Source organism: Chamaesiphon sp. VAR_48_metabat_135_sub, assembly GCF_031418915.1.
Classification (GTDB): Bacteria; Cyanobacteriota; Cyanobacteriia; order Cyanobacteriales; family Chamaesiphonaceae; genus Chamaesiphon.
In genome coordinates, this window is sequence record NZ_JANOJV010000136.1 from 1 (window position 1) to 11,956 (window position 11,956).

At 45.6% G+C, this 11,956-nt stretch carries 15 protein-coding genes and 2 pseudogenes; 8 read left to right on the forward strand and 9 right to left on the reverse strand.

What is annotated here, in order from left to right; translation table 11 throughout:
• The 3 genes and pseudogenes from RMO55_RS09505 to RMO55_RS09515 all read left to right on the forward strand — a co-directional run.
• Window positions 1-308, forward strand: a pseudogene (locus tag RMO55_RS09505) (hypothetical protein); the annotation flags it as partial.
• 47 nt (window positions 309-355) lie between these two features.
• Window positions 356-994, forward strand: coding sequence for a glutathione S-transferase family protein (locus tag RMO55_RS09510; protein WP_310426064.1), 639 nt, complete (start codon window positions 356-358; stop codon window positions 992-994).
• 166 nt (window positions 995-1,160) lie between these two features.
• Window positions 1,161-1,796, forward strand: coding sequence for a Vat family streptogramin A O-acetyltransferase (locus RMO55_RS09515; RefSeq protein ID WP_396134245.1), 636 nt, complete (start codon window positions 1,161-1,163; stop codon window positions 1,794-1,796).
• A gap of 82 nt (window positions 1,797-1,878) precedes the next feature.
• Here RMO55_RS09515 and RMO55_RS09520 read toward each other — a convergent pair whose 3' ends face one another.
• Both RMO55_RS09520 and RMO55_RS09525 read right to left on the reverse strand, forming a co-directional pair.
• A complete protein-coding gene (locus tag RMO55_RS09520) occupies window positions 1,879-2,226 on the reverse strand; it encodes a HigA family addiction module antitoxin (RefSeq protein WP_310426067.1) in 348 nt (115 codons plus the stop codon).
• 16 nt (window positions 2,227-2,242) lie between these two features.
• Window positions 2,243-2,536: a type II toxin-antitoxin system RelE/ParE family toxin gene (locus RMO55_RS09525; protein WP_310426068.1), complete on the reverse strand. Its 294-nt coding sequence runs from the start codon at window positions 2,534-2,536 to the stop codon at window positions 2,243-2,245.
• Window positions 2,537-2,709: 173 nt separating this feature from the next.
• On the opposite strand from RMO55_RS09525, the gene RMO55_RS09530 reads away from it, so the two are divergent.
• Both RMO55_RS09530 and RMO55_RS09535 read left to right on the forward strand, forming a co-directional pair.
• On the forward strand, window positions 2,710-3,321 hold the full coding sequence (locus RMO55_RS09530) for a Uma2 family endonuclease (protein ID WP_310426069.1): 612 nt from the start codon (window positions 2,710-2,712) through the stop codon (window positions 3,319-3,321).
• Window positions 3,322-3,331: 10 nt separating this feature from the next.
• Window positions 3,332-4,090 carry a prolyl oligopeptidase family serine peptidase gene (locus RMO55_RS09535; RefSeq protein ID WP_310426071.1) on the forward strand — a complete coding sequence of 253 codons (759 nt, stop codon included), beginning with the start codon at window positions 3,332-3,334 and terminating at the stop codon, window positions 4,088-4,090.
• A gap of 77 nt (window positions 4,091-4,167) precedes the next feature.
• Here the strand turns inward: RMO55_RS09535 and RMO55_RS09540 are convergent, their stop codons facing one another.
• The 3 genes from RMO55_RS09540 to RMO55_RS09550 form a co-directional block, all read right to left on the reverse strand.
• Window positions 4,168-4,509 carry a DUF4342 domain-containing protein gene (locus RMO55_RS09540; protein ID WP_310426072.1) on the reverse strand — a complete coding sequence of 114 codons (342 nt, stop codon included), beginning with the start codon at window positions 4,507-4,509 and terminating at the stop codon, window positions 4,168-4,170.
• Window positions 4,510-4,554: 45 nt separating this feature from the next.
• Entirely contained in the window at window positions 4,555-5,157 is a 603-nt protein-coding gene (locus tag RMO55_RS09545) for a GerMN domain-containing protein (protein ID WP_310426073.1), read from the reverse strand.
• Between the two features lie 150 nt (window positions 5,158-5,307).
• A complete protein-coding gene (locus RMO55_RS09550) occupies window positions 5,308-6,174 on the reverse strand; it encodes a hypothetical protein (protein WP_310426075.1) in 867 nt (288 codons plus the stop codon).
• Window positions 6,175-6,612: 438 nt separating this feature from the next.
• Between RMO55_RS09550 and RMO55_RS22230 the strand changes: the two are divergent.
• Window positions 6,613-6,705 (forward strand): annotated as a pseudogene (locus tag RMO55_RS22230) (GIY-YIG nuclease family protein); the annotation flags it as partial.
• A 3-nt stretch (window positions 6,706-6,708) separates the two neighbouring features.
• Window positions 6,709-6,876 (forward strand): hypothetical protein, encoded by a 168-nt coding sequence (locus tag RMO55_RS09555; protein ID WP_310426077.1) that lies wholly within the window; start codon window positions 6,709-6,711, stop codon window positions 6,874-6,876.
• An 86-nt stretch (window positions 6,877-6,962) separates the two neighbouring features.
• Here the strand turns inward: RMO55_RS09555 and RMO55_RS09560 are convergent, their stop codons facing one another.
• The 4 genes from RMO55_RS09560 to RMO55_RS09575 all read right to left on the reverse strand — a co-directional run bounded on the left by RMO55_RS09560 (window position 6,963) and on the right by RMO55_RS09575 (window position 11,250).
• Complete coding sequence (locus RMO55_RS09560) at window positions 6,963-7,640, reverse strand: ABC transporter ATP-binding protein (RefSeq protein ID WP_396134244.1); 678 nt, start codon at window positions 7,638-7,640, stop codon at window positions 6,963-6,965.
• A gap of 6 nt (window positions 7,641-7,646) precedes the next feature.
• Complete coding sequence (locus RMO55_RS09565) at window positions 7,647-8,942, reverse strand: ABC transporter permease (RefSeq protein WP_310426079.1); 1,296 nt, start codon at window positions 8,940-8,942, stop codon at window positions 7,647-7,649.
• A 226-nt stretch (window positions 8,943-9,168) separates the two neighbouring features.
• On the reverse strand, window positions 9,169-10,836 hold the full coding sequence (locus RMO55_RS09570; RefSeq protein ID WP_310426080.1) for an efflux RND transporter periplasmic adaptor subunit: 1,668 nt from the start codon (window positions 10,834-10,836) through the stop codon (window positions 9,169-9,171).
• 63 nt (window positions 10,837-10,899) lie between these two features.
• Window positions 10,900-11,250, reverse strand: coding sequence for a hypothetical protein (locus RMO55_RS09575; RefSeq protein ID WP_310426082.1), 351 nt, complete (start codon window positions 11,248-11,250; stop codon window positions 10,900-10,902).
• Window positions 11,251-11,670: 420 nt separating this feature from the next.
• On the opposite strand from RMO55_RS09575, the gene RMO55_RS09580 reads away from it, so the two are divergent.
• Window positions 11,671-11,956: DnaJ domain-containing protein (locus RMO55_RS09580; protein ID WP_310426083.1), on the forward strand; the 286-nt coding region annotated here is incomplete at its 3' end.

Here is an 11,956-nt window from a genome sequence, read left to right on the forward strand (position 1 = left end):
CTGACATGACTCCGAACGCTAAGACCAGTCTATTAGTGTCCGCAGGACTGCTATTTCTTTGTGCTGTATTTACGACCTTTCCGTTTTGGCATCAATCTGTACAACGGTCTCAAGCGAGACTACGCGATAAACCCGCTTGGCAACAAAACTTTGTCGCGTTGGCACCTTGGCTTGTAATTGCATCAGTGCTCGTTTCAGCGATCGCCGATGTACTGAGCCATAACTTGGCAATTGGAGCACTTGCAAATCTACCGCTCATCTTTCTATGTGTAGAAAATCTCTTTGTCAGAAACCAAATTAGTCAATAAGCTCATGCACTCAGCTAGGCAATTTACATGGAGCAAGGAGACACTGAATGACCGATTTGATTCTCACCACTTTCGATTGGGTTCCCGAAACTCCGCGAGGCTATGTGCGTGACATTCGTGTGCGTTGGGCACTTGAAGAAGCTGGGTTGCCCTATCGCGTAGATAGCGTACCATTTCGCGATCGGGGTGCCGAGCATTTTTCGCACCAACCCTTTGGTCAAGTGCCGTGGTTGACTGATGGAGACCTCTCGATCTTCGAGAGTGGTGCGATGTTGCTTCATCTAGGCGAGCGAAGTGAATTGCTGATGCCAGTAGATCCGCATGGTCGTAGTGAGGTCAAACAGTGGCTGTTTGCCGCGATCGCTTCGGTTGAGGCAGCAAGTCAGCCCTGGTCTTTCTTCAAATTCTCCGGTGACACCGGAGAAACGCCAATGTGGAAGTTTTTCGACACGTTCCTTGAGTCCCGGCTCAAGCACATGGAAACGGTGCTGGCAGAACGCGAATGGCTGGTCGGAACCTTTTCCGTCGCCGACATTCTCATGGCGGACGTGCTACGCCTTGTGAATCGGTTCGATGGGCTGGCGGAATATTCCGCCTGTCGTGACTATGTTGCGCGCGCCACGGCACGCCCGTCGTTCGTGAAGGCACACGCAGACCAGATGGCGCATTTTGCTGCGGCAGACTGAGCAACACCCGACCATTCGATGAAAGCGAGGTGCCGCTTAACAACTCGATCGCGAAGATGTGGCGGGCGCGATCGTCGCCGTTGTCAAAGACGGCGGTTACGCCGACGTGAAAAATAAAGAGCGCGTTGTCGCGTCAGTTCGGGATTTTGAAAGCTAGGAGGGAACGATTTTGTACGGAGCAGATCCGAAAGATAAGCATCCAATGAAGGGATTTCCGCAAATCTGCTTCATTAAAAACACTGTTTCCAATCCCAACATTATCATTGGAGATTATACTTACTACGACGATCCAGAAGATTCAGAAGCTTTTGAACGGAATGTTATGTACCATTTTCCATTTATTGGCGATAAATTAATCATCGGCAAGTTTTGTGCCTTGGCAAGAAACATAAAGTTCATCATGAATGGGGCAAATCACAAGTTGAATGGGTTTTCGACTTATCCGTTTCAAATTTTCGGCAACGGCTGGGAAAAAGTAGATCCTCAAGCTGGAGAACTGCCATATAAAGGCGATACTGTCATTGGTAACGATGTGTGGATTGGCTATGAAGCCGTGATGATGCCAGGGGTGCAGGTGCGAGACGGATCGATTATTGCCGCAAAGTCAGTCGTTGTGAAGGATGTCTTGCCCTATACGATTGTCGGCGGTAATCCAGCCAAATGCATCCGCCAGCGTTTTGATGATGAGACGATCCAAGCACTACTTAAAGTTGGTTGGTGGAATTGGGACATCGAGAAAATCACGCGCAATCTGGAGCAGATTGTAGCGGCAGATATTGAAGCTCTGATAAATTGCAAGTAGCATCGATCTCATTCTGAGGGTAATGTTTATACCCAAGATGCGTTCACGTAGTGTTTCTAGAGGAAAATCGTAGATACTGGCTTCAATGGCTGGCTATCATTGCCCCAAGATTTAATTTCTCAACTGAATCCGAGCTAAAAACTTGAATTTGTTCGATCAATTCCCCTTCTTGTTTCTGGACATGATACAGATCCCATCGCAGTTGCAAATTCAACCAGAAGTCGCTGGACACACCAAAAAACTTCGCTAGTCGCAGGGCTGTACTAGGGGTCACGCCACGTTTGCCATTAATAATTTCGTTAATCCGTTGGTATGGGACATGGATACTCTCAGCCAAATGTTTTTGGGTTAAGCCCAAAGGTTCCAAAAACTCGGTAAGTAGCATTTCGCCTGGATGAGTCGGCGGACGATTTGTGGGAATACGAACCATAATGATATGCTCCAAATTAGTGATAATCGACTATTTCTACTGCTTGTGCATCAGATTCTGACCATTCAAAGCAGATCCGATACTGGTCATTGATCCGAATACTATATTGACCTTCGCGGTCGCCAGAAAGCTTTTCCAGATGATTCCCTGGTGGAACAGCTAATTCATCGATGGTAGTAACAGAGTCGATTTGGTCTAGCTTCCGAGCGGCAACGCGCCAGATCGACTCTGGACAAATTTTGCGTGCTGCCTTAGAGTTGACCCCATCAAAAATATCTGCGGTGCCTTGGTTTTTGAAGGAATCAATCATAAAAACATGATAGCACGGTATTCATGGCAAGATTGTCGCGATCGAAGGCGGTTCTGTTACGATCGATAGAATTGCGATTGTATCTTTATACGGCAATCCAGTTGTCTTTCCCGCCCGAATTTCCATAAAATCAAAGTGACATAAACTAGCTCCCATAGACGCTTGGAGGTATTATGACAATTGCTATAGCTCCCACCACCTCGATTGATAATCAACCGTTACTATTGGATGTGAGTGATACGACTCTAATCGTTACTCCAGAGCAGTTTGACGCTCTCTGTGCCAAAAACCCAGACCTCCGCCTGGAATTGACCCCGAATCGAGAATTGATTGTTATGGCTCCAGCAGGCGGTGAAAGTAGTGAAAAGAATGCAGATTTAGTTACCGATGTTAATATCTGGAACCGACAAACAAAACTAGGTCGAGTATTTGACTCATCGGGTGGATATGATTTTGAGGCACTTGGCGGCGGAAAGCCATCACCAGATGTTTCATGGATTGAGAAGTCTCGACTAGAGGGAGTGAACATCGTCAAGTTTATTCCTGTAGTACCTGATTTTGTGATTGAACTGAGATCTGCCAGCGATAATCTCAAGCCAGCACAACAGAAAATGCTGGTGTACCAACGGGTGGGAGTAAGAATGGGACTACTCATCAATCCCAAAAACAAGCAGGTAGAAATTTACAGATCGGGACAAGATCCAGAGATTTTAGAAGCCCCAATGTCAATCGACTGTAATGAAGTCATGCCAGGATTCGTCCTAGACATGAGCAGAATTTGGTAAATCGCTAACCATGATCTTTGCTCAGAGCACAAATCCGCAGTTTGAAGAAGTGACATTCTCAAGTGGGAAGCTGATATTACACGGGTTTATTCATAAGCCGGAAGGAAATGCTCCTTTTCCTGCAATTCTGATGAATCATGGGAGCGAACAGTTTCCCAAATCGGGGCGGGGAATAGTCGAACCTTATGTTAATCAGGGCTATGTTGTATTTTTCCCGCACCGTCGCGGGCAAGGTTGCTCCAGTAGTCAAAGCGAGTACATTATGGATTCAATTAATCGAGAACCAGCAACCACTAGAGACAAAAAGTTTGTTGAACTTCAAGAAATACATCTTGAGGATACGATCGCAGCACTATCTTATCTCAAACAGCTTCCCTACGTTAACAAAAATAGAATTATCATGGCGGGCTGCTCTTTCGGTGGAATTCAAACTGTACTTGCAACCGAGAAGCAGCTTGGGATACGGGCTAGTGTCGCGTTTGCTCCAGCGGCGATGGCTTGGTGTAGTCTCCCTCTTTTGAGATCGCGCCTAATTAAGGCAGTTCGGTTGGCTACTGTTCCAATTATGCTAATTCAAGCCGAAAATGATTATGATTTAACTCCCACTAAAATAATGGCAGCAGAACTTGAAAAGGCAAATAAACCACACAAGTTGTTAATCTTTCCTGCTTTTGGGACAACATATGCTGATGGGCATAGCTTTTCTGTTCGAGGTGAACAAGTTTGGGGAAATGAAGTGTTCTCATTTCTGGCAAGGGAAGCTCTCTAAAATTGACATTACCACGCCTAAAAAGCCCGTAATAATTTACAAGTTAATACGGGCTTTTTAGATAATCTTTAGCAAGATTATTCTCGTTTTTCCACCACGATCGTTAGATGAGCAACCATCGCACCAATCGATCCTACCGCAGCCATAATCGGGAAAAACGCCGCACTGATGACACCACCAACAACACCGACAGTTAAGGGGATTTCAATCAATATATGTCCCTCTTCATTTTTGAGAATAATTCGCCGTATATTACCTTGATGAACGAGTTCTTTGATTTTGGCACCAAGGGCATCACCATTAATACTAAATTCTTCCACCCCAACCTTTTCTACTGTTTTGACTTCATGCTCTCCGGTTACTAATTCAGTTTGGATTGTTTCGACATTTTCTTGAAAGTTATCATTTTGTACGTCCATGTTATTAATTCCTATCCTTGGTTATGTTTACAAATCAGCTAAAATCTAGAGAAAATCAGCAGCAAATTGAGCACGGGTAGTCGGTTGCTGCAATATTAATCCTTCACCGCCTAATGGATGGTTACTATCAATAGATTGTCCTCCAACAGAGATAAAAACTTTTTGATTAGGATCGAGACTGGTAGATGTATAAATCACCTGTGCAACTCGATAAATCATCGAGGTACTTCCACCACCAGATCTAAATTCTGGCGATAAATCAACATGAACCCCATCAGCTCGAACTTGCAAACTCAGAAGTTTGGTACCTTTGGGAATAGTACTGGTCAAATCGTCACGGGGCTGGGCTGATAGTAGCTTTTGAATAGCAGTTGTTAATACTTGCTGTGGTGTAGAACCGGATGTGTTTGATGGTAATAATTTGGCAACTAGAGTTAGTTTATTTTGGTTAGATCTTAACCAATAAACTTGCGGTTGAATTTGTTGGGATGAATTATTAGGAATAGTCGTCGAGGTTGTAACTGGGACTGATAACTTTTCATGCTGAAGAGAAATCGGATTACTTCCCACCCAAATACTTAAAGCGACTACTGTTGTAAATAGTAGGGATTGTTTGACAGCAGGTTTATTAATAAAGAGTTTTTTCATTCTATTTCCCTAATTAGTAGTTGAATCTTCGGGCAATAGTTAGTGAGGACAGATCCAAAGGCTGTCTTGTCTCGGTAAACCGTCGGGGAACCAGGGCGTGCGCGAGCCGCTTCTTCAAGAAGCCTTTGGATCTAGCAGATCTAGCGTATCCTAAGCCGCCATTTGCGGTTGTGCTTTCCCAAATTTCCAGAGCAACATGACACCCAAACCGAATAGATTAATCAGGAAAACTACTAATCCGCCCAAAAACGGAATTAATGCCAGCACCGTCAAGATCGCCAAGCCAATTAAGAATTGCCGTGTTGCTGACTGTTTGTCATTTCTATCGATGCGTTGCCCGACAAATAGAGCCACGCCGAGCGAACCGACTAAAGATGTAACAACCGCACTCAAACTCAATAGTGGAATCAGCGGAATCCCAATCAATGTAACCGCCAGAAACACAGTGCCAAAAAGAATAGCAAAAATTCCGCCAATTCCCCATAGAGCCGTCAATCCAGGCTGTTGGCGCAACTTTTCCGCCAAATCTGGCAAAAACTGCGGGCTGGATTGCAAGATCAGCAGTCCAAGAATAGCGGCTACGACAGCAGCACAAATCCTAAACATTGCACTGAAGAAATATTGAGCGAAGAAGCTTTGTCTACCATAGGAGCCATACATCATCCCATGTCTATCGCTAAACGTCGCCTTCTCACCACCAATAATCGCCCCTGGTTCTTGGATGATTTTGCCACCAAAGGAGTAAGCATCACCATCTACTCGCGCTCCTGACTTGAGGATAATATCTCCGCCAAAGGCAATTGCAGTATCCAAAACTCTAGCATTAGGTAATACCGTCACACTCCCACCAAAAGCACTAGCGTTTTCGACAGTTTGGTTTGCTGGAACACTCACGCTGCCACCAAAGCGAATCAGGTTGGTATTATTAATATTAATATCAGTCTGCGCTAGCGCATTTCCAGCAAAGATTAAATAAATGGTGGCTATAAATGCCAAAATTAATTGTTGCCATTTCATATATTTTATCCTTGCTAATACTCAGATAAGTGAATACTCCTCATAGTACTAAAAAAAGATGAGGAACCCGTGAGGAAAGTTATCCTCTCAGCAGTTTTAATCATTAGCGGTGTATTAAGGAGTGCTCGAAAATCTAGTATTTATTGATAAAATGGGAGTTTTACTTGGCTTGGCACGAACTAATACCCGTGCTGCACCTGGGGAAAGAGCTGATGATTTTAAACCGTTTTACAGAGGTAGGAAAGTTAGTGTGATTAGTGCAATCACAAGTTCTAAAATATTGGCTGTTAATGACTATTGATAAGTCGCTCATAAACCCGCGAACTGCTGTATCTGCGCCTGTCAGTGTATTCCGCAATCGATTTTGTTTGACCTGAACGTTAACTTCGTTAGCTAGTGTGCTAACTAAGATTATTCGCAATTTAAACACTCGATTTATGGGGAAATTCAGCGTTATTATTAGAACTAGAAGCAATTTTGCTCAGAGCAACCGAGCCGCCATATAACGTTAAGATTCCGATGGAGCGTTAAGCTATGCAATCGAAGAGTTTAGAACAACTTACGCCTAGCGCAGCTCAAACGATCCTGGCAAATTTGCCAGAACGGATTAAAACGGCATTTATAGATTCGGCAAAGCCGAGGCTACGCCAACGAGCGGCTGAAATTAACTATCCAGTTGAGGCATTGATAGAGATGGCTTGAGCTGGTTATTTGGATAGTGAATCGATTACCTACGGTAGGTCAAAGACCAACGGATTTGTAAACTGCAAACCTAATCGCGGTCGAGGTTAGTCCGACTCAACAATTACTCCATCTACCATCCGAATTATCCGTTTTGTTCTGGCTGCGACATTAGCATCATGAGTAACGATCGCGATCGTCGTACCTTGTTGATTTAACTCAGTTAGCAAATTCATAATCTCCTCAGAAGTTTTGGAATCTAACGCGCCAGTTGGCTCGTCGGCGAGGACTAAGGCGGGATGATTGACTAAAGCACGGGCGATCGCGACGCGCTGTTGTTGTCCGCCTGAGAGCTGATTGGGACGGTTCTGGATCCGATCTTTCAATCCAACTTGGACTAATGCTGCTGTCGCTTGTTCGATTCGTTGCGACTTATCGACATCGGCATAAATCATCGGTAGCATCACATTCGAGAGAGATGTGAGCCGTGGTAAGAGGTTGAACTGTTGAAACACAAACCCGATATATTGATTGCGAATATCGGCAAGTTCATCATCATCGAGGGTAGTCAGATCTTGACCTGCTAAAAAATATTGCCCGCTGCTTGGCCTGTCGAGACAACCGATAATATTCATTAGGGTCGATTTTCCCGAACCTGAAGCACCCATAATCGCCACATATTCGCCCTCCTCGATCGACAAATTAATCCGCTTGAGTACTGGCACATCGATCGTGCCTAAATGATAGGTTTTAGTAATATCTTCGAGTGAAATCATGCTTGCCATAGTCAATTAATCCCCATGCAGTGCCAAGATCGGATCTAATTTTGCCGCATTACGAGCAGGTATACCGCCCGCCAAGACCCCAACAATCAACGAAATGACAAAACCCAGCACCACCGACCATAAAGAAACCACAAAGGGGAATTTAAACACTGTCGCGGCGGCGAAAGCAATCGCGATACCCAACCCGATCCCGATCGCCCCGCCAATACTCGAAATCACGATCGATTCCATCAGAAATTGATTCAGAATTGCGCCACTGGTTGCCCCGACAGCTTTTCTCAGACCGATTTCCCGTGTCCGTTCCATCACCGAAACCAGCATAATATTCGCGATGCCAATGCCACCGACAATTAGGGAGATTCCAGCGATCGCCCCAACCATCAGCGTCAACGATCCCGCAATACTCGTAAAAGTATTAATAATATCCACTTGATTGGTAACGCGAAAATCATCCTCTTTGGGTGGGCGAATATTATGCCGCAGCCGGAGTACATTCGTCACCTGAAATTGTGCGGCTTCAAGCTGATCGGCATCGCTAGATTGCAACAAGAAACCATTAATAGCAGTGCCTGTGAGCGAATTGTTACCGACAATTTCGGCAGACATATTAGTCAGCGGTATATAAATAATGTCATCCGCATCTTGCCCGCCGATCGATCCTTTCGATTCCATTACACCGATCACAGTGTAGCGATTGCCCCGCACCCGAATATCAGCACCGATCGGATTTTCGGATGGTGAAAACAGGTCATTCCAAACTTTAGAACCAAGGACAACGACTGGTTTGGCGATATCTAAATCCTCCTGGCGGAAAAATGCCCCCAGTTGCGTCTGGAGATTTCTCACCACTGGCAGATTCAAATCCGCTCCCAAAGCATTTGTAGCAATATTGATATTGCCCCGCACCACCTGAATATTCTGGCGTTGTAGATATGCAGCCACCGCTGTAGCGGCGGGGACTTGCTTGGCGATCGCCTGAGCATCTTCCCAAGTCAGAGTACTAGCAGAACCAGCCCCCTGACTAATCCCCCCCGTTCGCGCCGATGCTGCTGACACCTGGAGAATATTGGTGCCCAATGCCTGAATTTGTAACTCGGTGGATTTTTGGACACCTTGACCGATTGATGTAATCGCAATGACAGATGAGATGCCAATAATTACACCCAACATCGTCAATCCGCTGCGTATTTTGTTACTCCAAAGAGTTTCCACTGCCATCAAAAATATTTCCAGCAGCGAGATTTTGCGCTTACTACGACGAGAAGGACGCAGAAGAGATTTGGGGAGCTGCTTTGTTTTCATAGAACTAAGATTTAGGCGGGAAAATCCCCTCTTCGGAGGCTACAGTGTATATGTAAGTTATTTGAGTGCTACGTAGTCTGTGTTACCCCACCCCAGCCCTCCCCTTGTAAAGGGGAGGGAGTAAAGCCCCCCCTTTACAAGGGGGGGTTGGGGGGGTAGAGCACCATCGACAACGAAGTCTAGCCGACTTGTGATGCGGTAAATTTTGCTAGAACTACGAGACTATCTACCGTCCACGCCCACCCCCGCCACCTGTAATCGATGTTACCTTCCGGGTTCCGGCAGGAAAACTGAGTAAAACTCGTTCATTGCCAGTTAAACCAGACTTAACCTCAGTCTTATCATTAACAGTCGTCCCCACCACGATCGGCATAAAGATCGGATCGCCACCTGGTTTCGACACATATACACCCTGCGCTGTTTTATCTTGGACGATCGAAGCTGTCGGCACAATCAGCACCTGGTTAAGTTCTCCGGCTTTAAAATCGATCGTCACATTCATCCCCTGACTGAGCAGTTTTTGGGAGTCAGCCACCGCTACTTTGACCTCAAAACTGGTCACATTTTGTTGCACCAAAGACTGGGTAGCAACTTGTGTCACCTTACCCTCAAAGGTTTTGCCAGGATAAGCATCCACCTTAATGATCGCCACTTGTCCGACGCGGATTTGAGCAATGCTGGCTTCGGCTACTTGTGCCACAATTTCATTGGTAGATGCTAGAGCCAGAATCGAAGATGACGTTGCCGAAGTCACCGCACTACCCGCCGTAGTTGGAGTCACGAATGCACCAGGATCGGCATATTTACGAGCAATAATCCCCGCGAAGGGGGCGCGAATTACGGTATCGTCGATATTCCGTTGAGCGATCGCGACAGCACCCTGAGCCGCTATAACTTGAGCGCGGGCTTGGGCGATATCTTCGGGGCGCGATCCAGCTTTGAGGAGATTTAATTCCTGTTGTCGCTGGTTGAGGACGCTTCTGGCTTGAGCGATATCTTCAGGACGCGATCCGGCTTTGAGGAGATTCAATGCTTGTTGGCGTTGATTGACGACGCTTTTGGCTTGGGCGATATCTTCAGGGCGCGATCCGGCTCTGAGTAGATTCAATGCTTGTTGGGCTTGTTCTACTTGCGCTTGGGCACCATCACTAGTCGATCGAGCCAAACTCAAAGCTTGTTGGGAGATTGCTCCCTGCGATCGTAATGTTTGGTTCCGGCGCAGATCTTCTACTGCTTGCCTGTAGGTAGCCTGAACTTTATTTAGGTTGGCGATCGCTCCAGCGATATCTTGCGATCGATTCCCCGCAATTAGCTTTTGCAAACTGGCGGTAGCTTCATCTACCTGCGCTTGCGCCTGGGCGATGTCTTGCGATCGATTCCCCGCAATTAGCTTTTGCAAACTGGCATTAGCTCCATTTACCTGTGCTGTAGCTCCAGCGATATCTTGCGATCGATTCCCCGCAACTACCTTATTCAAATTTGCTTCAGCAGCGGCAAGGTTGCCCTTAGACTGGAGCAATTGCCCTTGAAGGTTTGAATTGTCCATATAGGCGACAATCTGCCCTGGTTGGACAAAATCACCTTCCTTGACTAGCAGCCGTTTTAAGACACCAGAGGTTTTGGGGCTGACATTGACTGAACTTTCGGGTTGCACAGTGCCATTTGCTGACACCAAAATTGTCAGATTGCCGCGCGTGACTGCGGCTGTCTGAATCTTTCGCTGCGCCCGCTGTTGAGGTGCTACCACCAATTGATTATAGGCAACATAACTGCCAATACCAGTAAGTGCGATCGCCACCAGCGACCACACTAGCCATTTTTTGACTTTTGGCTGGTGGATCGTCTCCGACAGAGAATCGATGCCCTTCTTTACATTCAGACTAATACTCAACATTGTCCCCTCTAATTTTGGTATCAGGCATTGGCGCACCCAAGCCAACGCCTTCAATTTCAGATATTAGCCTCGACCCATACCCCGATTGACTCTTTGACTGACTTGAACGTAGGTTCTATAGCCACGCTGCTGCAATCTATTGGCAGCACGTTGGGCAGCCTGACGATTTGGATGGTACCCTTCAAAAGTCCACTGTCGATCGCGAGGGCTACGATAATAAACAGAAAACTGTCGTTGGCGTAGCCTCTCGGAACGAGAATCGCGATTTTGGTTGCGACGATACTGGGCGATCTCCATATTCGTTCCCAGATCGAGGTTCTGGCTGATTTTTTCTGAATCTAGTGCCTGTGCCGTAAAAGGCGTAGTCACTACGAATCCCGTACATACCAGTGCCAGCAAAATTATCTTTTTCATCAGATTTAGTTCCAAAATGTAAAATCCAGATTTTTCAATTAAATTTAAAGTTTAATTAATCGATCCTTCCTTAAAACTAATTGATTGAATAAACCAAATCATCTCTCTAAAGACATAGATGAAAGCATCTTAACAAAACAGAATAAAACAGGATTGATTTCATCGATATATTATGGTCAACCACACCTATTTTTGCCTTGGGTAAAACTCGTAGCTAGCTTTTAGACAAGTTTTTGGTTGCTGCTACCATTCAGATAAGTCAGGAAGATGCTGTGACTGCCTCACAACTTCCTCACATTTGAAAGATATTATAGATATAAATGTTTTCTTACAATAAAAAAGTTTTTGGTTTTTCAAAATAGAGTAAATAAGATTATAACCAACGGCAATTTAACCAAATAACTCGCAAGAGAATTTAAAATGCCAACTGCAACAGATTTCAAGGACTACTACGCGACCCTAGGAGTGAGCAAAACGGCAACTCCTGAAGAAATCAAACGGGCTTATCGAAAAATTGCCCGCAAGTGCCATCCCGACCTCAATCCAGGCGATAAAGATGCAGAGACAAAGTTCAAAGATCTCAACGAAGCAAATCAGGTGCTTTCCGATCCAGAAAAGCGGGAGAAATATGACAAGTTCGGTCAGCACTGGGATCGCCCTGGTTATGGTGAAGTACCGCCACCTACCGGAACTAATGTCGGGACTG